The sequence below is a fragment of the Amycolatopsis sp. TNS106 genome (assembly GCF_019330265.1).
Lineage (GTDB): Bacteria > Actinomycetota > Actinomycetes > Mycobacteriales > Pseudonocardiaceae > Amycolatopsis > Amycolatopsis lurida.
Genome location: NZ_CP024972.1, coordinates 7,241,215 through 7,261,760 on the forward strand (window position 1 = coordinate 7,241,215; position 20,546 = coordinate 7,261,760).

20 protein-coding genes are annotated in these 20,546 nt (G+C 69.3%); 9 read left to right on the top strand and 11 right to left on the bottom strand.

All coding sequences use genetic code 11. The annotated features are described in order from the left end of the window. The first annotated feature begins 28 nt into the window (after positions 1-28). Entirely contained in the window at positions 29-1,180 is a 1,152-nt protein-coding gene (locus tag CVV72_RS33395) for a hypothetical protein (protein WP_219147923.1), read from the top strand. A 57-nt stretch (positions 1,181-1,237) separates the two neighbouring features. Here the strand turns inward: CVV72_RS33395 and CVV72_RS33400 are convergent, their stop codons facing one another. Together CVV72_RS33400 and CVV72_RS33405 are read right to left on the bottom strand one after the other, a co-directional pair. Continuing rightward, positions 1,238-2,206 (bottom strand): R2-like ligand-binding oxidase, encoded by a 969-nt coding sequence (locus tag CVV72_RS33400; protein WP_219147924.1) that lies wholly within the window; start codon positions 2,204-2,206, stop codon positions 1,238-1,240. A gap of 15 nt (positions 2,207-2,221) precedes the next feature. Continuing rightward, a complete protein-coding gene (locus CVV72_RS33405; RefSeq protein WP_219147925.1) occupies positions 2,222-2,833 on the bottom strand; it encodes a TetR/AcrR family transcriptional regulator in 612 nt (203 codons plus the stop codon). Positions 2,834-2,927: 94 nt separating this feature from the next. Here CVV72_RS33405 and CVV72_RS33410 point away from each other — a divergent pair, with 94 nt between their 5' ends. Next, entirely contained in the window at positions 2,928-3,581 is a 654-nt protein-coding gene (locus tag CVV72_RS33410; RefSeq protein ID WP_219147926.1) for an HAD family hydrolase, read from the top strand. On the opposite strand, the gene CVV72_RS33415 is transcribed toward CVV72_RS33410, so the two are convergent. Then, positions 3,517-3,762 (bottom strand): hypothetical protein, encoded by a 246-nt coding sequence (locus CVV72_RS33415; protein WP_125683903.1) that lies wholly within the window; start codon positions 3,760-3,762, stop codon positions 3,517-3,519. The genes CVV72_RS33410 and CVV72_RS33415 overlap by 65 nt on opposite strands. A gap of 131 nt (positions 3,763-3,893) precedes the next feature. Here CVV72_RS33415 and CVV72_RS33420 point away from each other — a divergent pair, with 131 nt between their 5' ends. Beyond that, positions 3,894-4,280, top strand: a complete 387-nt coding sequence (locus CVV72_RS33420) for a cold-shock protein (RefSeq protein WP_016337551.1) — start codon at positions 3,894-3,896, stop codon at positions 4,278-4,280. Between the two features lie 67 nt (positions 4,281-4,347). Here CVV72_RS33420 and CVV72_RS33425 read toward each other — a convergent pair whose 3' ends face one another. The 3 genes from CVV72_RS33425 to CVV72_RS33435 are packed head-to-tail and all read right to left on the bottom strand — an operon-like array spanning position 4,348 to position 7,582. Beyond that, complete coding sequence (locus CVV72_RS33425) at positions 4,348-4,812, bottom strand: DUF2771 family protein (RefSeq protein WP_034308387.1); 465 nt, start codon at positions 4,810-4,812, stop codon at positions 4,348-4,350. Positions 4,813-4,840: 28 nt separating this feature from the next. Continuing rightward, positions 4,841-6,766 (bottom strand): MFS transporter, encoded by a 1,926-nt coding sequence (locus tag CVV72_RS33430; protein WP_219147927.1) that lies wholly within the window; start codon positions 6,764-6,766, stop codon positions 4,841-4,843. 51 nt (positions 6,767-6,817) lie between these two features. Continuing rightward, a complete protein-coding gene (locus CVV72_RS33435; protein ID WP_219147928.1) occupies positions 6,818-7,582 on the bottom strand; it encodes a glutaminyl-peptide cyclotransferase in 765 nt (254 codons plus the stop codon). A gap of 49 nt (positions 7,583-7,631) precedes the next feature. Between CVV72_RS33435 and CVV72_RS33440 the strand changes: the two genes are divergently transcribed. Continuing rightward, entirely contained in the window at positions 7,632-8,570 is a 939-nt protein-coding gene (locus CVV72_RS33440; RefSeq protein WP_219147930.1) for a DUF3027 domain-containing protein, read from the top strand. Then, positions 8,560-11,367, top strand: coding sequence for a sacsin N-terminal ATP-binding-like domain-containing protein (locus tag CVV72_RS33445; protein ID WP_219147931.1), 2,808 nt, complete (start codon positions 8,560-8,562; stop codon positions 11,365-11,367). Before CVV72_RS33440 ends, CVV72_RS33445 begins: the two co-directional genes overlap by 11 nt. Positions 11,368-11,443: 76 nt before the next feature. Here CVV72_RS33445 and CVV72_RS33450 read toward each other — a convergent pair whose 3' ends face one another. Next, positions 11,444-11,671, bottom strand: a complete 228-nt coding sequence (locus CVV72_RS33450) for a DUF2530 domain-containing protein (protein WP_219154293.1) — start codon at positions 11,669-11,671, stop codon at positions 11,444-11,446. An 80-nt stretch (positions 11,672-11,751) separates the two neighbouring features. Between CVV72_RS33450 and CVV72_RS33455 the strand changes: the two genes are divergently transcribed. The 4 genes from CVV72_RS33455 (at position 11,752) to CVV72_RS33470 (ending at position 15,515) form a co-directional block, all read left to right on the top strand. Then, a complete protein-coding gene (locus CVV72_RS33455; protein ID WP_219147933.1) occupies positions 11,752-13,209 on the top strand; it encodes an NCS2 family permease in 1,458 nt (485 codons plus the stop codon). 67 nt (positions 13,210-13,276) lie between these two features. Beyond that, a complete protein-coding gene (locus CVV72_RS33460; protein ID WP_016337543.1) occupies positions 13,277-13,708 on the top strand; it encodes a MarR family winged helix-turn-helix transcriptional regulator in 432 nt (143 codons plus the stop codon). Between the two features lie 107 nt (positions 13,709-13,815). Beyond that, positions 13,816-15,075, top strand: coding sequence for an MFS transporter (locus CVV72_RS33465; RefSeq protein ID WP_034308406.1), 1,260 nt, complete (start codon positions 13,816-13,818; stop codon positions 15,073-15,075). After that, complete coding sequence (locus CVV72_RS33470; protein WP_219147935.1) at positions 15,072-15,515, top strand: hypothetical protein; 444 nt, start codon at positions 15,072-15,074, stop codon at positions 15,513-15,515. The genes CVV72_RS33465 and CVV72_RS33470 overlap by 4 nt, the downstream gene beginning before the upstream one ends. On the opposite strand, the gene CVV72_RS33475 is transcribed toward CVV72_RS33470, so the two are convergent. The 4 genes from CVV72_RS33475 to CVV72_RS33490 all read right to left on the bottom strand — a co-directional run bounded on the left by CVV72_RS33475 (position 15,512) and on the right by CVV72_RS33490 (position 20,507). After that, positions 15,512-16,528 carry a hypothetical protein gene (locus CVV72_RS33475; protein WP_219147937.1) on the bottom strand — a complete coding sequence of 339 codons (1,017 nt, stop codon included), beginning with the start codon at positions 16,526-16,528 and terminating at the stop codon, positions 15,512-15,514. The two genes, CVV72_RS33470 and CVV72_RS33475, sit on opposite strands and share 4 nt — an antisense overlap. Before the next feature lie 457 nt (positions 16,529-16,985). Beyond that, a complete protein-coding gene (locus CVV72_RS33480; protein WP_219147939.1) occupies positions 16,986-17,735 on the bottom strand; it encodes an arylamine N-acetyltransferase in 750 nt (249 codons plus the stop codon). A 90-nt stretch (positions 17,736-17,825) separates the two neighbouring features. Then, entirely contained in the window at positions 17,826-18,449 is a 624-nt protein-coding gene (locus CVV72_RS33485; protein ID WP_016337537.1) for a superoxide dismutase, read from the bottom strand. A gap of 198 nt (positions 18,450-18,647) precedes the next feature. Then, positions 18,648-20,507 (bottom strand): serine hydrolase, encoded by a 1,860-nt coding sequence (locus tag CVV72_RS33490; RefSeq protein WP_219147941.1) that lies wholly within the window; start codon positions 20,505-20,507, stop codon positions 18,648-18,650. Positions 20,508-20,546 lie beyond the last annotated feature (39 nt).

Sequence of the window (20,546 nt, forward strand, 5' to 3'; positions counted from 1 at the left end):
GATCCGAACCGCCGCGAAGGGGAGAAAAATGAAACTCAAGCGAAGCGGAAGAGTTCTTGCCCTGGGTGTCTCGCTCGCCATCCTGCCGCTGATCGCGCCCGGAGTGGCCGCGGCCACTCCGGGCGCGATCGCCCCGATCGACCTCGGAGCCCTGCCGGGGGATCAGTACAGCATGGTCAACGCGGTCAACGACGGCGGCATGATGGTCGGCTCCTCGACGCCGCTGGACGGCCAGATCAAGTACCACGCGGCGAAATGGGACGCGCAGGGGCGCATCTCCGCGTTGCCGGGCCTCGGCGGCGACCAGAGCAAGGCGACGGACGTCAACCGCGGCGGCGTCGCGGTCGGCTGGGCCCTCAAGGCCGCGACGTGGAACCAGACGGCGGTCAGGTGGGCGCCGGACGGCACGGTCACCGCGTTGCCGTACCTGCCCGGCGGGGATCACGCGATCGCGAACGCGATTACCGACGGCGGGGTCGTCGTCGGCGCCGGACGGGCCGCGGACGGGAAGATCCACGCCGTGCGGTGGAATCCGGACGGGACGGTGGTGGACCTCGGCGGCCTGCCCGGCGGGGCCTACGCCACCGCGGAATGGATCACCCCGGACGGCCGGACCGTCGCCGGGACGGCTTCCGACGCCGCCGGGAACAACCATGTCGTGCGCTGGAACCTCGCCGGCGCGATCACCGATCTTTCCCCCGGCAATCCGTACAGCACCCCGGAGGACATGAACGACTTCGGCGTGATCGTCGGAAGTGCCGAGCTGAACGGCAACCCCAAACCCGTGCGCTGGGAGCGCGACGGGCGGATGACCTGGCTGGAGTACCCGGAGAGCGGGCCGGCCTGGGCGAAGGCGGTCAACAACGCCGGTGCCGCCGCCGGTGGCGGTTACCTGGTGTTCGGTACGGAGAGCCCGGCGAAGTGGAACCGGGCGGGAACCCGCACGACGCTTTCGACCGAACGCGGACTGGGCTACGACATCGACCGGTTGGGGACGGTCGTGGGCCTGGAGAACAACATCGCGGCGAAGTGGGCCGCCGACGGCACCCGGACGGTGCTCGGTGCTTTGCCGGGTGGTGGCTACAGCGTCGCCACCCACATCGCTCCGAACGGGACGATCATCGGCGTGTCCGAGAACGAGAACGGCCGCACGCGCGCCGTCTACTGGCCCGCCGGGTAAGTCCGTGAAGGCCCCCTTCCCTCGGCTCAGCCGAGGGAAGGGGGCCTTCACGCGCGATCAGGCCGCCGTGGTGGCGGCCGCGGCGATCGCCTTCGCGTCTTCCTCGCCGAAGGTCTCTTCGAGGCTCTCCGGCGAGTAGTCGAGGTCGATCTGCTCCACCGGCATCCCGCGCGCGGACTCGATCGCGCCGAGGCGCCGCTGCGCCCGGTCGGCCGCGTACTGGATGATCTCCTCGGGATCGTTGTCGAACGGGATCTCCTCGAACTGGTCCTGCACCCACTGGATCATGCCCAGCGCGTGGGGAAGCAATTCGCCCATCCGCTGTTGCACCGCGTCCCACAGCGAATCGTCCGCGGCGACGTGACGGCGGCAGGTGAAGGTGCCCCAGGCCATGTGGCGGCGTTCGTCGTCGCCGATGCGGCGCACCAGTTCCTGCATTCCCGGCAGGATGTCGTGCTGCGTGCAGATCAGCTGCCACGAGTAGTACCCGGTCAGCGCGAGGCTGCCTTCGATGACGTGGTTGTAGGTGACGCTCGCGCGGATCTGGTTGAGCGGGCTGGGATCGTCCTCCAGCGCGCGCAAGGACTGCGGCAGCTCCTCGTAGAAAAGCTTGCGGTAGTGCGGATTCTCCGCGACGTACGGATGCAGATCCCCGGTCAGCCCGACGGCGTCCATCCAGCGGCGGAACACCTCGGTGTGCTTGGCCTCTTCGAAACAGAACTGCGTCAGGTACATCTCGTCGCCGAAGCGGCCCGTCGCGGACATCGCCCGCATGAACGGCTGGATGTCTTCGGTGACCGCCTCTTCGCCCGCGATGAACTGCGCCACCAGATAGGTCGCCGACCGTTGCTGTTCCGGGTTGAGGGAGTCCCAGCCCTCGCGTTCACGGGAGAAGTCGATGTCGGCGGGGTTCCAGAACTTCTTGTTGCCCTTGACGAACAGCCGCAGCGGGAACGAGTCCCAGTTCAGCCCGCCCTTGCGCAATGAGGAAAAACCGGTCCGCAGTTCGGAGAGCGTATCGGTCATGACGTACCCTTCGTGTCACTCCATTGTGGACGAATCGGTGGTCAGCGCCCGGATCGCGGGCGCCAGCACGGCGACGACGGAGGCCGCCGCCTCGTCGGCCGGATGCGTCGGCATGACGAGATGGGACAGGGAAAGCCGCACGACGGTCTCCGCCAGCAGCGTGGCGGATTCCGGGGAGAGTGACGGCTCGAACTCCCGGTACTGCCCGGCCGCGACCTCGGTGGCCGCGGCGAGGATGGGCTCGCCCTTGGTGGTGAGCAGGGGGAGGAGGTCCTCGCCCGCTTCGGTGCCCAGCGTGGTGGCGACGAGCCGGTTCTCCCGGGCGTGCTCGATCGTGTAGACGACGGCCTCGCGGATCCCGGCGCGCAGGTCCGGCGCGTCCTGCACACGCAGCCGGATGCCTTCCAGGAACTCAGCCGTCGTCCGGAGGACCACGGCCTCGGCGAGCGCGGCCTTGGTGCCGAACTCGTTGTAGACGGTCTGCCTGCTCACGCCGGCGCGGGCGGCGACGTCCGCCATCCGCAAGGCCGTGTAGCCGCGTTCGGTGAGCAGCTCGGTGGCCGCGTCGAGCAGCGCCTCCCGCAGAGAGGCCTTGGTCCGATCGGAGAAGCTCGTGATCTCGCCCACATTCCCAGCTTGACACAGATCGCGTCCATGTCAAAGAAGTTGACGGGCGGCCAGATGATGTAAATCAGTCGGTGGTGGCCGCTACCGTGGCCGGGTGGGCATCAACGTGGGGTTCGACCTCGACATGACACTGATCGATCCGCGGCCGGGCATGGTCGCGGTGATGAACGCGCTCGGCGTGGAGTCCGGCCTGCCGCTGGACGGCGAGTTCTTCGCGGCGAACCTCGGGCCGCCCCTCGACGCCAGCCTGCGCGGCTTCGGGGCACCGGAGGAGCGCATCCCGGAACTGGTGGCGCGTTTCCGCGCGATGTACCCGGACACGGTCGTGCCCGTGACGGTCGCGATGCCCGGCGCGGCCGAAGCCCTGCACGCGGTTCGCGAGGCGGGCGGGCGCACGGTCGTCGTCACCGGCAAGTACGGGCCCAACGCGAAACTCCACCTGGACGCGCTCGGTTTCGAGGTCGACGTCCTGGTCGGGGAGCTGTGGTCGACGGAGAAGGCCGCCGCGCTCATCGAGCACGGCGCCCGTGTCTACGTCGGGGACCACCTCGGCGACATCCGCGGCGCGCTGGCGGCAGGCGCGGTCCCGGTCGGGGTCACGACCGGTCCGTGCACCAAGGACGAGCTGCTCGCGGAAGGGGCCGACGTGGTGTTCGACTCGCTGACCGAGTTCCCCGGCTGGTTCAGCTCTTTCGGCGAGCCTCGCGGATCAGGGCGATCAGTCCGAGGGCCAGCCCCAGCGGAGTGATCACGCCCGCCGCGGCGGACAGCCACACCGGCAGGTTCTCCAGTCCGGCGGCGAACAGGACGAACACCGCTGTGACGGCGATCATGCCGAGCGCGAACAGGCCGATGCCGACGCGCATGAGGATCGGTTTGCCGGGCTTTTCGGGGACGGCCACAGCGGCCTCCTTTACTGCGGTCTCCATGAAGCAGAGGGTATCCGCCGGTATCCGCTTCTCCACAGGGCGTGTGGCGAGATACGCTTATGGGACGCGCGCCCTGGGTACGCCCCGGGCGCGTTCGTTGTGAGCAGGACAGCAAAGGACTGGTGAGGGAAGTGCCGACCGGCAAGGTCAAGTGGTACGACGCGGAGAAGGGTTTCGGTTTCGTCACCCAGGATGGGGGCGCCGACGTCTACATCCGCAAAGCCGCGCTGCCGCAGGGCGTCGAAGGACTCAAGGCCGGGCAGCGCCTCGAGTTCGGCGTCGCCGACGGCCGCCGCGGCCCGCAAGCGCTCTCCGTCCGGCTGCTGGACCCGCCGCCGTCGGTCGCCGAGGCGCGCCGCCGTCCCGCCGAGGAGCTGCACGGGCTCATCGAGGACATGATCAAGCTGCTCGAGCTGAAGGTGCAGCCGGACCTGCGGCGCAATCGCTACCCGGACCGCAAGAACACGAAGCAGATCGCCGAGATCATGCGCGCCGTCGCCCGGGACCTCGATCCCTGATCCGCCCCCGAGTCCGTGAAGGCCTCCTTGAGGGACTCTGGGTCCCTCAAGGAGGCCTTCACGGACTTCAGGCGGCGGGCGGCTCGACCTGCAGCGACCAGATCGCCGTGGTGACCGCCTCGGCGTCCTCCGGACGCCCGGTCTGGCTGATCACCGAAGCCTGCGCGACCTCGACGACGAGGATCTGGTCGTCGGGCCGGGGCGTCGTCACGGTGTAGGCGAACCGGTCCAGCGACGTGATGATGTCCTGCTTGAGTTCCTGCGGCTCGCCCTTGCCGTTCACGTACTGCACCGTGACCTTCCACGGCGTCTCCGCGATCGCGCTCGGCACCGAGATCTGCACCGGCTTCCCCGGCCGGATGCGCAGTTTGCCCGCGGCGTCGGGCCGGGTGGTGCACTGCGCGCTCTTGATGTCGCAGGACGCCAGCGGCGCGACGTTCACCGTCTTCCCGTCGGCGAAGAAGGTCACCTCTTCGGGGCCGGGGGCCGCACAACCGGCCACCACGAAACCACCCGCCGCGAGTAGGGCCAAAATACGAAGTCGCCGCATACGGTGAAGATTACGAGCCCGGCCGCCACCGGGAGTCACCGGGCTGCGAGGGGATCGGCGATTCGCTGGTCGGCTCCGGGCGCAGCGGCCGGTCGCCGCCGAGGCCCGGGATCAGTGAAGTGCCGCGCCGCACCATGAACGTCTGCGTGAACCCGAAGGCCAGCAGGATCGAAAGCACCAGGAAGCCGATCCAGTACGTCGGCGGCAGCAGCAGGCCGACGGCACCGCCGAAACACCAGGACATCTGCAGCACGGTCTCCGACCGCCCGAACGCCGACGCGCGCGACTCTTCCGGCAGATCCTCCTGGATGACGGCGTCGAGGCTGATCTTCGCCAGCGCGCTCGCGGTCGCGCCGACGAGCGCCACGATCGCCGCCGTCGCCAGCCCCGCCGCCACCGTGGCGATGATCGCGATGCCGAGACAGGCTCCGACACAGGCCAGGATCACCTGATCCGGTTTGCCGAAGTGCAGCCGCGAGCCCAGCGCGTTGCCGAGGAAACCGCCCACACCGGCCGCGGCGCCGATGATGCCGAGCAGCAGCAGTTGCTCGAACGGGCTCTGTCCGCTTCCTTCGGCCTGCGCCTTCACCGCGAACGCGGAGAACATCATCAGGAAGCCGGTCAGCACGCGGACGGTGCCGTTGCCCCACAGCGAGACGACGATCTGCCGTCCCATCGGCTGCCGCTGCTTCTTGACCCGTCGCTCGGGATGCGCGGACAGCGACGCCGGCACCTCGCCCTCGGTCTTCTCGACCCAGGACGGGATGCGCATCGACTGCACCGCGGCGGCGACACAGATCAGCATGGTGAACCACAGCGCGCCCTGTGAACCCCAGATCGCGTTGACCCCGCTCGCCAGCGCGCCGAACGCGCCGGCGGCGATCAGGCCGAACACGGTCAGCCGCGCGTTCGTCTTCGAAAGGGTGATCTCGGGAGGCAGCACCCGTGGGGTCATGGCGGCCTTGAGCACGGTGAACGACTTCGAGAGCACCATCATGCCCAGCGCCGCCGGGTACAGGAGCCAGTCGTCGAAGTGCAGCGCCATCACGATCGCCATCAGCGCCTGGCCCGCCGAAGACACGCACATCGCGAGCCTGCGGCCGCGCTGGATCTTGTCCAGCGCCGGGCCGATCACCGGGGCGACCAGCGCGAACGGGGCGATCGTGATGAGCAGGTAGAGCGCGACCTTGCCCTTGCTCTCCCCGCTGGTGGCGGCGAAGAACAAGGTGTTGGCCAGCGCGATCGCCATGGCGGCGTCGCTGGCGTAGTTCAGCATCACCGCGTACGTCAGCGACGTCAGGCCCGATTTGTCGGCGCCGTCCGCCTTTGTCGCGCGCTGGAAGGCTCCGACGGCCTGCCCGGTGAGCTGACGGCTGCGCATCGCCGCGACCCGGGTGACCGTGATCTTCTTCGGCATCTTCGGCAGGGAGCCCGCGCGTGGCGGGGCCGCGGTCGTCGGGTGCTCGTGCGGCTGCTCTTGGGCGACGCGCGGCTCACCCGCGTAACCGCCGGTGTCGTAGTGCTCGTACTCGCCGCTGCCGGGCGGGTGCTCGTCGTAGAACCCGCCCGGACGACGCCGGACGGGTTCGGTCTGCCGCTGCGAAGGATCCGGATACGGTCGCGCGCCGCGGGGAGGGGTCCGGGGCGGCGGCGGTGGTGGCTGGTGGTGCCCCATCGGGATCGCGCTGGTGCGCGCCTCGTCGGCGGTCGGCCCGGCCGGATGCGGCTGGTACTGGGGCTGCGGACGGGCCGCGCGCGGTGGCGGTGGCGGCACCGGCTGCTGGTCGACCCGGGTCGGCGGCGGCGCGGACCAGTTGCGCGCCTGGGCGGCCCCCGGCTCCGGCGTCCACTTCCGCTTGCTCTTGCGGCCACGCTCTTTGCCCGGCCTGCCGGAAGGCGTGCCGTCGGGGCCAGAGTTCGAGCCGAAGATTCCCACGCTTCAATCCTGCCTTACGCGGGTCTCGCTTCGCGCGTTCACCACTGCTTTCTAGGTCGCCGGGACGAATTTCACGCGGAACATCCTTGGCCAGAGCTTGCCGGTGAGCACGAACTCGTCGGTCCCCGGCACCGCCGCGATGCCGTTGAGGACGTCGGCGGAGCTCCGTTCCCCGGGAGCGAGCAGCCCGGACGCGTCGATCTCGCCGGTGATCCGCCCGGTCGCGGCGTCGATGCGCAGGATCCGGTCGGTCTGCCAGACGTTCGCGTACACGGAGCCCCCGACGCATTCCAGCTCGTTCAGCTGGTCCCGGCCCACCTCGACGCCGCCTGTCGGCGCGAAGGTCACGGGGTCGCGGAAGGTCAGCTTCGACGACCCATCGCTCATCACCAGCTGCCCGTCGCGGTGACACAGCCCCCAACCCTCGCCGGTGTACTTCACGCGCCTCAGCTCGGCCAGCGTCTTGGCGTCGCGTTCGATCGCGACGCCGTCCTTCCAGGTGATCTGCCAGGCCGTCGCCCCCAGCACGGTGATGCCCTCGCCGAACAGGCCGGGCAGGTCCTGCCGGACCGACGGCGCCGCGCCCGCGGGCCCGGCCCGCATCGACGACTTGCCGACCAGACCGGTCCCCTCGTACAGCGTCTCGCCGGAGAACTCGAGGCCCTGGGTGAAGGCGGCCGGGTCGTGGGGCAGCGTCGAGACCACCCGCACCTTGAGCTTCTCGGGCGCGGGCGGGGCGGCGTCGCTCACCGGCGCGGCGGCGCAGCCACCGAGGACGGCGGCCAGCAGGAGCGACAGGGTCATCAGCGTGCGCACGCGGACAGCCTGACACGGACCGCGATATCGCGTGCGGCAGAATGGGGGCATGACCCTGCTGTTGACCCTGGACGACGGCTCCATCCAGCGCAAACTCGCCGAGGCGGTCGATCTCGCCCGTGCGGCGGTGCTGGAGGACGCCGGTGCCGAACAGGTCGGCGCGCACGTCGGCGTGGACCGGGAGGACGCGGTTTCCGCGAGCCACCTGTTCGAGGCGACCGTGTCGGGTTATCGGGGCTGGCGCTGGTCGGTCACGGTCGCGCTCGCCGGCGAGGAAGAGCCGATCACGGTCAGCGAGGTCGTGCTGATCCCCGGCCCGGAAGCGCGTGTCGCCCCGGCGTGGGTGCCGTGGGACCGCCGCGTCCAGGCGGGCGACCTCGGCGTCGGCGACATCTTCCCGGTGGAGAAGGACGATCCGCGGCTCGTCCCGGCGTACCTGGAGTCCGACGACCCCGCGGTCGAAGAGGTCGCCATGGAGGCCGGTCTCGGGCGGGTCCACGTGCTGTCGCGGCACGGCAGGCTCGACGCCGCCGCCCGCTGGCACAGCGGCGAGTTCGGCCCGCGGTCGGACATGGCGCGAAGCGCGCCGGACGTCTGCGGAAGCTGCGGGTTCTTCGTGCCGCTCGCCGGGTCGCTGAGCGCGGCCTTCGGCGCGTGCACCAACGACATCTCCCCGGCGGACGGCCACGTCGTCGACGTCGAGTACGGCTGCGGCGCGCATTCCGAGATCGAGGTCGAGGTGACCTCGTCGGTGCCGGTGGCGGAACTGGTCTACGACGACTCGCTGATCGACTTCGAGCCCGCGCCGGAGACACCCGCCGAGGCCGAGCCCGAGCCCGCCGAGGCCACGGTCGTCGACGAGTCCGAGGCCCCGGTGGCCGAGACGCCGGAGACCGCCGAGGTCCAGCCGGAGGTCGAGCCGGAGGCCGCCGTGCAGGAGACCGCCGACGAAGCACAGGTCGAGGCCGAAAGCGCCAGTGAGCACTGACCCGTTCGGCACCGAGCGGCTCCGCGCCGCCGTCCTGCGGGCGTGGGCGGATTCGCCGACGAGGTTCACCGAGGACACGAATACCGAGAACGACCTTCGGGTCGGCGGCTACCGTGACCGGCTGTTCGTCGAGCTGGCGCAGAACGCCGCGGATGCCGCCTTGGCCGCCGGTGAACGCGGCAGGCTCCGGGTGTCCATCGTGGACGGTGAACTGAGGTTTGCCAACACGGGCGCGCCTTTGGACGCCCGCGGGGTCGAATCCCTTGCCTCCCTTCGTGCTTCCGGCAAGGGCGAGGAGACCGTCGGTCGCTTCGGCGTCGGGTTCGCCGCCGTACTCACGGTTTCCGCCGAGCCGAGGATCGTTTCGGTGACCGGCGGGGTCGCCTTCTCCGCGGAGCGCACGCGCGCCGAAGCCGGCCGCACCGGCGACGTTCCCGTGCTCCGGCTTCCGTGGCCGGTCGCCGACGCCGAACCTCCCGTGCCCGAAGACTTCACCACCGAGGTCCGGCTTCCGCTGCGCGAGGGCGTCGACGGCCAGGCCCTGCTGGCGGAGCTGAAGAACGACATCGGCGATCTCCTGCTCACCCTGTCCTGGCTCGAAAGCATCGAGGTCGAGGGCGGTACCTGGCGCCGGTCCGAGCTCGGTGACGGCGTTGTCGAGCTCGCGTCGCCGGACGGTTCCGAGCACTGGCAGGTCCATCGCGGCGACGTCGTCTGGGCCGTCCCGCTGGACGGGGCCGGTTCGCCCCGGCCGCTCGGTGACGACGTCCTGCACGCGCCGACGCCCACCGACGACGAGCTTTCCCTGCCTGCCAGGCTGATCGCGACGTTGCCGATCGAGCCGTCCCGCCGCCGCGCGCTGCCGGGTCCGGAGCTGACGGCGGCGCTGAAGAACGCCGCGCGGGAGTACGTCGAACTCGTCCGTTCCTTGCCGGGCAAGGAACGTCTGGCGCTCGTACCCGGCGCGGGCTTCCCGCGTTCCACTGTGGACGGAACGCTGCGGGAGGCCATCCTCGAAAATCTCGCCGATTCGCCCTGGCTTCCCGCGCAATCAGGTGACGACTTGCCGGGGCGTCGGACGCGTGTCCTGTCGGTGGACGTGCCGGGCCTGGCGCCGCTGCTGGCGGACCTCGTGCCCGGGCTGACTTCACTGTCCGGTGTGGACCTTCGCGCCGTCGGCGCGCAGTCGCTTTCGCCCGCCGAGGCCATCGATCTGCTGACCGGGGCGCAGCGCGAGCCCTCGTGGTGGCGTTCGCTCTACGACGTGCTGCTCCCGGCACTCGAAGCACACGACCTCACCAAGGACGACCTCGGCGCGCTGCCGGTGCCGATGTCGGACGGCCGTACCTTGCCGGGTGTTCGCGACGCACTGCTCGTCGGCGGCTCGGCGGAACTGCTCGAACTTCTGTCCGATGTGGACATCATCGGCCTGCGGCTCGTGCACCCGGCCGCGGCGCATCCGCTGCTGGAACGCTTGGGAGCCAAGCACGCCGAGGCGGGTGACCTGCTCGAAGCCGACGCGCTGAGCGCCGCCGTCGAACGCAGCGCCGAAGACGTCCGGTCCGGTCTGGACGGTATGGCCCTCGCGGGCGCGGTGCTCCGCCTGATCGCGGAGGTCGGCGACGAAGCCCCCGAATGGGCGGGTGCGCTGGCCCTGCCGAGTGAGGACGGCTGGCGGCGCGCGGACGAACTCGTCCTGCCCACGTCGCCGCTGGGCGACATCTTCGATCCCGAAGTGTTCGAAGAAGACGGCGCTTTGTCCGTACTGGACGAGGAGTTCGCCGAGGATTGGCCGGCGGCCACGCTCGTCGCGGTCGGCGTGCTGGATTCCTTCGCGATCATCACCGACGACGAACCGCTGGAACCCGAGCACGGCCTGCCCGACGAGCACGACTGGTGGGATTCGCTGGAGCGTCCGCCGTCACGGGTGCTCGCCGTACGCGATCTCGACCTCGTGGGCGACGACGCCTGGCCCGAGGCGCTGCGGTTGCTCGCGTCCCGTCCCGAAACCTGGCGTGCCCTCACCGAACCCGGCGGGCACACCGGCTGGTGGCTCGCGCGGTACGCGCTCCTGGACGGGCACGCGCCGCTCGATTGGCGGATGCCGGAAGCGTCCACGCTGGCCGGGCTCTACGACGTCGTCCCGGATTCGGGGCTGAGCAAGGAGATCCTGCTCGCCGCCGGGGTTCGGACGGAGTTGGGGACGGACGCCGAAGACGTCGAAGATCTCTTGGAGCGGCTGGGTGATCCCGAGCGCAAGGTGAGTCCTGGACTCGCTTCCCGGGCGCACGCGGCACTCGCCGAGTACACAGTGGACGTCACGCCGCCGGATCGTGTCCGCGCCGCGGACGGTTCTGCCGTCGACGCTCGCGACGCCGTCGTGCTCGACGTGCCGTGGTTCGCCGCCGTGCTGACGCCGGAGCGGATGGTCGTCGCGGCGAGCGGCGCCGCCGCGCTGGCGGAATTGCTGGACCTGCCGGTGGCGAGCGGTCTCGACGCCAAGGTCACCGAAGACGGCGAATTCGTGCCGTGGGCGGAGCTGTCCGCGCTCCGATCGGCCGCCGATCAGCTGGGCGTCGAACTGCCCGAGGGCGGGGTGCTGCTGCACGAGGCGCTGACGGTGACCTTCGAGGACGCGGAGCACGAGGTCGCCTGGTGGTCCGACGGCAGGCTGCACGCCGCCGACACCCCCGAAGGCCTCGGCCGGGCGTTCGCCTGGGCCACCGACCGCTGGGCCGACCGGCACGTCCTCACGGCCCTGCTCGACGACCCCTCGCCCTCCGCCCTCCTGAACTGACGCAATTCGTCATCTACTTGCGATGGGTGCGAAGCGCACACGTCGCAAGTAGATGACGAATTGCGGGGGTGGGGGGCTAGAGGTGCTGGGCGCCCTTCGAGCCCCGGCGGGCGGCGGCGCGCTGCCAGGCGATGATCGCGAGGCCGATGAAGCCGAGCACGAGGCCGGAGAACGCGGTCTGCACCCAGATGCCGTCGGTCACAAAGAACAGGACCACGGTCGCGACCGCCCAGAGCGAGGTACCTACGATCACGACCGGCGTCAGGTCGGTCAGCCGCTTCGGCAGTTCCGGCGTTGGCCGCAATGAACCGTTTACTTCCCCGGAATTGATCGATTCGCCCACGTGGGGAAGGGTACCCGGCAACGGGCGAAGGGTGGTAAGCGATGGCGGAGCAGCGCACCCGGTCCACACTGGACCGGTTCTTCAAGATCAGCGAGCGCGGCTCGACACCGGGGCGGGAGATCCGCGGCGGGGTCGTCACCTTCTTCACGATGGCCTACATCGTGGTCCTGAACCCGCTGATCCTCGGCAGCTTCTCCGCCGACGACGCGGGTGCGCACAAGGACGTCCTCGGCAACATCCTCCCCGTCCCCCAGGTCGCCGCGGTGACCGCGCTGGTCGCCGGTGTGCTGACCATCGTCATGGGGCTGGTCGCGAACTACCCGTTCGCCATCGCCACGGGGCTCGGCATCAACAGCCTGATCGCGGTCACCTTCGCCTCCCAGATGAGGTGGCCCGAGGCGATGGGCCTGGTGGTGATCGAGGGCCTGGTCATCGTCCTGCTGGTCTTCGCCGGTATCCGGACGGCGGTGTTCAACGCCGTGCCGGCGCCGCTGAAATCCGCGATCGCGGTCGGCATCGGCCTGTTCATCTGCCTGATCGGCCTGGTCGACGCCGGCTTCGTCCGCCGCGTCCCGGACGACGCGAAGACCACCGTGCCGGTCGGGCTCGGCATCAACGGTTCGATCGCGTCGTGGCCGACGCTGGTGTTCGTCGTCGGCCTGCTCATCACCGGCATCCTGGTGGCGAAGCGGGTCAAGGGCGCGATCCTGATCGGTGTCCTCGCCTCGACCGTGCTGGCGATCGTCATCGAGGCGATCACCAAGGTCGGCCCGTCGAAGGGCGTCAACCCGCAGGGCTGGAACCTCGGCTACCCGGCGCTGCCCGACCAGGTCCTCGGCGTGCCGGACCTCTCGCTGCTCGGCGACATCTCTTTCGGCGCCTGGACGCGGCTGCCGATCATCACCGTCGTGCTGCTGGTGTTCACCCTGGTGCTGGCGGACTTCTTCGACACCATGGGCTCGATGACCGGCCTGGCGAAGGAGGGTGGCCTGCTCCCGCCGGACGGCAAGCTCCCGAACGTCGGCAAGGCCCTGTTCGTCGACGGCACCGCCGCGGTGGCGGGTGGGTTCGCGTCTTCGAGTTCGAACACCGTCTTCGTCGAGTCCGCGTCCGGTATCGCCGAGGGCGCCAGGACCGGGCTCGCTAACGTCGTCACCGGGGTGCTCTTCATCGCGGCCATGTTCCTGACCCCGCTCTATCAGGTCGTCCCGGTCGAGGCCGCCGCTCCGGCGCTGGTCGTCGTCGGCGCGCTGATGATGAGCCAGGTCAAGGAGATCGACTTCGCCGACTTCACCGTCGCGCTGCCCGCGTTCCTGACCATCGTGGTCATGCCGTTCACCTACTCGATCGCCAACGGCATCGGCGCCGGCTTCGTCAGCTACGTCGTCATCCGCGCGGTCACCGGCAAGGCCAAGGGCGTGCACCCGCTCATGTGGGGTATCGCGGTGATGTTCGTGGCCTACTTCGCGGTCGGTCCCATCCAAGCCGCGTTCAACTGACCAGCGGTTATGTCACCCGTGGGCGATCTCACGGGCCGTTGATCCGATCGTGAGGTATGCTAACTATATGTCCGGAGACACGCACGAGCGCTCACTGGCGAGCCGCCTGCGTCTCGCGGTGGTGCGGCTGAATCGACGGCTGCGGGCCCAGCGTGCCGGTGACGGCATCTCGCTGACCCAGGTGTCCGCGTTGTCGACGCTGCACAAATGCGGTGCGCTGACCCCCGGTCAGCTCGCCGCGAAGGAAGGCGTCCAGCCGCCCTCGATGACGAGGGTGATCGCCGCGCTCGAGGAGATGGGTTACGTCGAGCGCAGGCCGCATCCGACGGACGGCCGCCAGGCCATCGTCGAGTTGTCCGACCGCGGCCGGGCCTACGTGATCGAGCAGATCACCGCGCGGGAGATCTGGCTGGACAAGCAATTGGCGGAGTTGAGCGCCGAAGAACGTGAAGTGCTCTCTCGCGCCTCCGAGATCATCGACAGGATGGCGGGGAACTAACAGCGGTGACGACCACGGGTAACGAAACACAGTGTCCTTCCAAGAACACCGTTACCCGGGAACCCGCTCCACCACCGCCTCCCGCGCCCGAGAAGCCGCGCGGGAGCATGTTCTCCTCGCTGAAGGTCCGTAACTACCGGCTCTTCTTCACCGGCCAGGTCATCTCGAACATCGGCACCTGGATGCAGCGCATCGCGCAGGACTGGCTGGTGTTCACCCTCAGTGGCAACGACCCGATCGCGCTCGGCATCGCGGTCGCCCTGCAGTTCCTGCCGACGCTGTTCCTCTCGTTGTGGGCCGGGGTGCTGGCCGACCGCGTCGACAAGCGGCGGCTGCTGATCGGCATCCAGATCGCCGTGCTGGCGCAGGCGGTCGTCCTCGGCGCGCTCGATCTGAGCGGGATCGCGGCGCTCTGGCACGTCTACCTGCTCTGCTTCACCCTCGGCGTGACGGCGTCGCTGGAAGTGCCCGCGCGGCAGTCGTTCGTCGCCGAGATGGTCGGCAGGGACAAGGTCACCAACGCCGTCGCGCTCAACTCCTCGATCTTCAACATGGCCCGGATCGTCGGCCCGGCCATCGCGGGTTTCGCGATCACCTGGGTCGGCACCGGCTGGCTGTTCATGGCGAACGCGGTGAGCACGGGCGCCGTCATCGCCGCGCTGGTGATGATGAACCCGGACAAGCTCTTCCGCGGCCCGGCCATCCCGCGCGAGAAGGGGCAGCTCGTCGAGGGGCTGCGGTACGTGCGGCGGCGCAGCGACCTGATGACCGTGATGGTGCTGGTGTTCTTCGTGAGCACGTTCGGCATCACGTACTTCACGTCGCTGCCGATCGTCGCCGCGAACGTCTTCCACACCAACGCCGACGGTTACGGCCTGCTGTCGACACTGGTCGCCGTCGGCACCTTCACCGGCGCGCTGATGTCGGCCCGCCGCAACACCCGCGGCGGTCCTCGGGTGCGGCTGTTGCTGATCTCCGCGTTCCTGCTCGGCGCGTTCGAGGTGATCACCGCTTTCATGCCGACCTACCTGACCTTCGGCCTCGCGCTGATTCCGCTCGGCTTCGCCACGATCACCTTCCTGAACACGGCGAACGCGCTGGTGCAGACCGCGGTCAGCCCGGAGATGCGCGGCCGCGTGATGGGCCTGTACGTACTGGTCCTGATCGGCGGCAACCCCATCGGCGGCCCGATGACCGGCTGGATGGCCGACGCCTTCGGCGGCCGCTCGCCGTTCTACATCGGCGGCGCGGTCTCGGCGCTCGCCGCGATAGCCTGTGCCGTCGTGCTGATCCGGCGCGGCGGGGTGAGCCTGCCGGTGCGGCGGTTCGGGAACGGTCTGCGGGTGCTGAAGCGGGAGCGGGTGTGAACAGACTCGGCGTCGAACCGTCGGTGACTCGGTGGACCGACGGCGAGGCCCGCTTCCTCGATTGGACGATCGACGGCGTCGCGCTGCGCACGATGGTTTCTGAGATGCCGGAGCAGCAGACACCGCTGTTCCTGGACGACGACGTGTGGCGTGAGGCCGCTGTCGAGACGCTTCGCCGTCTGCTGGGCGAACTGCCGGGTGATTTCGACGACGGCAGGGTTGCGCTGCTGGTGTGCCCGGCGTGCGGTGACCTCGGCTGTGGCGCGTACAGCGTCGAGGTCGTCTTCGGCGACGACGTGGTCGAATGGCGGACCCTCGGTTGGCAAACCGACTACGAGCCGTTCGACGGCCTGGACGAGGACGGGTTCACCGGGGCGAGGTTCGACCGGAAGGCGTACGAGACGCTGCTCGGCGACCTGCTGTCGAACTACCGGGTTTAGCGGCCGAGCAGCGGCGGCACCATCTTCTCGGCGAGTGCCACGAGATCGCCGGTGCCCTTGAACTTGAGCGTCTGCCCGGCCGGATCGCCGGTGAGCTGCACGAAGAGGCCTCGTCCGTCGATCTGGGCGGGCAGTCCGGCGATGGTCGTGGTCGGGGTGACGACGGTGGACAGCTCGCTGTAGTCCGCGGTCACGCCGTTCAGCTCGCACGCGGCGAAGAAGGTCGGCTTCGCGTTGTCGGCGGGCACACCGAGCGCGCGGCCGAGTTCTCCGCACAGCAGCCACGAAATCACCGGAAGCGGCCGGTCCTTGATGGGGCCCGGTTCGGTCTTCTCCAGGGCGATCTCGCCGTCCTCGCCGATTTTCGGCAACTTCGGGCCCGGCGGTGTCACGCCGGCGATCAGCGCTTCGGCGAGTGCCCTCGCCTTCGCTTCGGTTTCGGGGCCCTTGACGATCCTGCTGCGGAGCGAAACGTACAGCACCGGCGACGCGCCGTTGCGGGGCGCGACGTCGACGAGTTCCACGCTCAGGCTGGTGCCGTCCTTGTCCGTGGCGATGACCGCGAGCTTGCCGGCGACCGTGGTCTTCGTGGGCAGGCCCCGGCTCGTGTCCTCGGGCAGCGCGGGGACCATCTGCGCGCTGACGTCGAGTTTCGTGGTGACCGCGTGACAGGACCGGCCCGCCTCGCGGAGCGTACGGTCGCCGAGGATCTCCTCCCAGCGCTGCTCCGGGATCGCCTGGCACAGCACCTGCGCACCGGTTTCGGCCGTCAGCGCGGCGATCATCTCGCCCGTCGGCATCAGGACCGGGCGGAGCGCCTGTCCGGACTTGGACGGCCAGACTTCGGGGAGCTCCGCTTCGGTGCCGGTGTCGTCCCGGTTCAGCAGGGTGATCGCGACGGCGATACCCACGCCGAACAGCAGCAGGACACTCACCAGCGCGCAGCCCGCCCAGATCCACATCGGACGGTCGGTTCTGCGCGCGATGGCGCGGTAGTCGTTCGGGGTGGCCACGGGGTGAAGCTAGCCCGTCGGAGGCTCGCTGTCCGGCGAAACGCCCACACTCGCGGGTGGGCCGGGTTTCGCGTATCCGGACCTCATACGGGTTCGATTCGGTGCGCCCAATGTGGCATTGGGGACTCTCAGCGTCTCCAATGCCACAGTGGGCGCACCCAACGGCTGCGGATCTCCGCCGCGAGCCCCGCTTCGACGTCGTTCACCACGACGGCCGCATGGGCGGGCGAAAGCCCTGCCCAGACTCTGGGGCCGTCACCCGGAAGAGTGAGATCGGCATCTCTCGGCCGAACCCCTTGTCCGGGAAGATGAGGTTAGGCTAACCTCATACATGTCCGCTTCGTGGTGGGAGCGGCAGTCAGTTCGGGAACGGACGAAGCCCCGCAACCGGGTCACCCCCGGAGGCGGGGCTTCGTTCATTCCGGAGGGTTCATGGTCGATGACCACGCCGATCAGGTCAAGGCACCCGGTCGAGTTCGATCCCGAACTCCTTCCGGTAAGCGTCCAGGATCTCCAGGTCACCCGAAAGCCGGGTCTCCTCGCGGCCGCCGTGGGTGGTGACGATCAGCTTGTCACCCGCCAGCGTGACCCGGCCGTGCTTGGCCGGTAGCGAGCAGGTCGGCCCCCGCGTGAAATGCGACTCCGGCGACGTCGACTGCCAGAACGCGGTCGGGACGAACTCGTCCAGCGCCCGCGGCCGCCGCTCGATCCGGTACTGGGGAGCGCCGTCGAGCAGGACGTCGACGTCGCCGTGGGGTGCGTCGAGGACCAGGAACTCACCTTCCGGGTCGGCCTGCGCCTCGGTGGCGGCCAGTCGCAGCGGGAACCGGCTGAATTTCCCGAAGCCGACGTCGGCCAGCCAAGGTTCCTCCAGCTCGACGTGGACGACCGCGTGATCGAACGGCGGCCCGAGGGTGCCGTCCGGCCGGAACACCTTCGCCGACCTCAACCCGGCGTCGAACCCCAGCTCCTGCAGCAAGGCGGCGAAGAGCCCGTTCAGCTCGTAACAGAAGCCACCGCGGCGCCGGAGCACGATCTTGTCGAACAGCGCCTCGGTGTCCAGGACGATCGGTTCGCCGAGGTGGATGCTCAGGTTTTCGAACGGGACCGCCGCGAGGTGGCGGTCCTGCAGTGTCCGCAGCGCGGCGACGTCCGCGGTGGCGGGACGGTCGAGCCCGAGGCGGTCGAGGTATGCGGCGACGTCCATGAGTCCACCTTGACACCTCGACTTCGCTGGAGGTCAAGAAACGAAAAACGGGGCCCTCCGTGAAGGAGAGCCCCGCTTTGTGACGAGAGGTCAGCCGAGCAGCAGGCCGTTGCCACCGGCGACGGCGTTGTCGAACCGCTTGGAGATCTCGGCCCAGTTGAAGATGTTCCAGAGCGCCTTGACGTAGTCCGGCTTCACGTTCTTGTAGTCCAGGTAGAACGCGTGCTCCCACACGTCGACCAGCAGGATCGGCGTGGTCGGCAGGACCAGGTTGTTGTGGTGGTCACGCAGCTGCTGGGTGATCAGCGTCTTGCCGATCGGGTCCCAGGAGAGCGCGGCCCAGCCGTTGCCCTGGATCGTGGTGGCGACCGCGGTGAACTGCGCCTTGAACTTGTCGAAGGAGCCGAACGCCTCGTCGATCGCGGAGGCCAGCTCGCCGGTCGGCTTGTCGCCGCCTTCCGGGGAGAGGATCTTCCACCACACGACGTGGTTGGCGTGCCCGGCGAGGTGGAACGCCAGCGTGGTCTGCAGGCCGACGATGTCGCCGAAGTTGCCGGCCTCGCGGGCCTCGGCGATCTTGTCGAGCGTGTCGTTCGCGCCCTTGACGTAGGTCGCGTGGTGCTTGCTGTGGTGCAGCTCGTTGATCTCGCCCGAGATGTGCGGCGCCAGAGCGCTGTAGTCATAGTCGAGATCGGGGAGCACGTAGCGGGCCATCGGCCCTCCTTCTGTCTTCGACACAAGTTTCCAAGGACGAACTTAGTCGTCTTCACCCGTTTGCGGCGACCGGGGGCGCCGCGTTTCTCCCCAGGTGGAACGACCCGTTCGTAGCGGCTGTACCCGGTGGGGCCACCGCCTGAAACCCACCCTGCTAGCTCCAGTTAGCTGGAGGTCAAGGCGATGTGACGGCGGTCATCAAGCGAGGTAGGGCAGCCCGACCAGGTGATAGGAGGCGATCACCCCGAGGAAGGCCGCCAGGGCCACGGAAACCACCGTGTAGGTGATCCTGGCGGGGGTGGACCACCAGCGGCGGAGCCACGCGAGCGCCGTGCAGACGACGGCCGCGCCGGTCAGGAGCAGGACGACGTTCGGCAGGAGCAGCGTGACGCTCAGCAAGGGAGAGTGCCCGGAGGTCAGTGCGACGGCCGCGGCGCTCAGGTCGCTCATGAGGAGGGCGAAACCGCCCGTGAACAGCAGGACCGCGAGGGCCGCGGACCAGGCGGCGACGGTCGCGAACCGGGCACCCGACGGGTTCCGCTCACGGCCTCGCCGGACGAACGCGCGGATCGGCCACCACGCCAGCGCGCCCAGCAGGAGCACCAGCGCGATACCGAGGATCAGCAGGTGGGTGGAGGACGATCCGAGCCACGACGTGCGCTGGTAGGAGGAGTTCGGGTCGTCACCCGCGAAGAGCAGCATCTCGCCGCCGGATTCGCGGAACGCGAGCCGCTCGCCCGCCGCGTCGATGAACAACCCCGAGTCGGTGTGTGTCCACCGTCGGGTCCCTTCGCCGAGGCCGGACGTCGTCAGCGCTCCATCGCCGTCGGCGGTCACTGTGACGCCGCCCGCGAGCGCACGAACCTTCGTGAAGCTGTCGTAGTCCAACCGGGTGTTGGTGTAGCTGCCTTCGAACCGTGAGACGTCTCCCGGCAGCGTCACGGGCGCGGGAACGGGAGTGACGGGCTGGAGCCGGTCGACGAAGGCTTTGAGCACCTCGGCGGTCACCGCGGCGGCGTCGCCGGAGAACGCGCCGCCGTTGAACGCCAGGTACACACCGATGTTCTTATCGGGGATCAGCTCCAGCACGCTGAAGAAGCCCGGTGAGTCGCCGGTCTTCTCCACCATGCGCAGGCCGTTCAGATACCGCTCGGAGAAGCCGAACCCCATCGCGGGCAGTCGGGGGTCGTTGCGGAACCGCGCGCCGTGCAGCTGGTCGAGCAGGGAGCGGCTGAACACGCCGGGGACGAGGTTCGCGGACAGGTAACGGCCCATGTCGGCCGGGGTGGCGACGTTCCCGTCACCGGCGGGTGGTTCAGGACCGAAGTTGGCGGGCGGGACGACCTGCGCGGACCCGTCCCAGCGGTAGCCGGTCGCCAGCGGGACGTCCGGGGTGGGCTGGGCGACGCTGCTGTCCTTCATTCCCGCCGGTTCGAAGATGTGCTGCCGCACGTAGTCCGCATAGGACTGCCCGGACGCGAGTTCCACGAGATGCCCGGCCAGCGCGAAGCCGTAGTTCGAGTAGATGGCGATATCGCCGGGCGGGCGGACGCGGGTGGGTATCTCGTTCGCGAGGTGCTCGGCGAGGGTCGGCAGTTTTTCGTCCCGTGGCGTGAACATCCGGTACACGCGGTCCTCGAAACCCGCGGTGTGGGTCAAGAGGGAGAACAGGGTGACCGGCCGGCCGGGAAAGGTTTCGGGGATCTTGAACGACTTCAGGTACGTGTTGACGTCGGCGTCCAGCGCCAGCTTGCCCTGTTCGACGAGCTGCATCGCGGCGGTGGCGGCGATCGACTTGCCGACGGAGTTGATCAGGAACCCGGTGCGTGCGGGGTCCACCTTGGCCTGAGTGTCCACTGAGGACACCCCGTAGCCTGCCGAGAACACGGTCTCGCCGCCTTTGACGACCACCACGGCGGCACCCGGAATGTGATGCTCGGCAAGGCTTCGCGGGAGGATTTCGTCGAAGACGCTGGTGGGTGTCGCGGCCTGGGCGGCCGGGGCACTCAGGGCCGTCGCGACGGTCAGCAGGGCGGCGGTGGCCGCGATCCGGAACATATCCCGAAAGTTAGGGATTTCCCCGAGGAGAAGGGATCC

Coding starts and splice junctions, on each gene's coding strand:
- CVV72_RS33395 (WP_219147923.1), top strand. CDS start 29: ATGAAACTCAAGCGAAGCGGAAGAGTTCTTGCCCTGGGTGTCTCGCTC.
- CVV72_RS33400 (WP_219147924.1), bottom strand. CDS start 2,206: ATGACCGATACGCTCTCCGAACTGCGGACCGGTTTTTCCTCATTGCGC.
- CVV72_RS33415 (WP_125683903.1), bottom strand. CDS start 3,762: ATGGAGACCGCAGTAAAGGAGGCCGCTGTGGCCGTCCCCGAAAAGCCC.
- CVV72_RS33440 (WP_219147930.1), top strand. CDS start 7,632: ATGACCCTGCTGTTGACCCTGGACGACGGCTCCATCCAGCGCAAACTC.
- CVV72_RS33455 (WP_219147933.1), top strand. CDS start 11,752: ATGGCGGAGCAGCGCACCCGGTCCACACTGGACCGGTTCTTCAAGATC.
- CVV72_RS33460 (WP_016337543.1), top strand. CDS start 13,277: ATGTCCGGAGACACGCACGAGCGCTCACTGGCGAGCCGCCTGCGTCTC.
- CVV72_RS33465 (WP_034308406.1), top strand. CDS start 13,816: ATGTTCTCCTCGCTGAAGGTCCGTAACTACCGGCTCTTCTTCACCGGC.
- CVV72_RS33480 (WP_219147939.1), bottom strand. CDS start 17,735: ATGGACGTCGCCGCATACCTCGACCGCCTCGGGCTCGACCGTCCCGCC.
- CVV72_RS33485 (WP_016337537.1), bottom strand. CDS start 18,449: ATGGCCCGCTACGTGCTCCCCGATCTCGACTATGACTACAGCGCTCTG.
- CVV72_RS33490 (WP_219147941.1), bottom strand. CDS start 20,507: ATGTTCCGGATCGCGGCCACCGCCGCCCTGCTGACCGTCGCGACGGCC.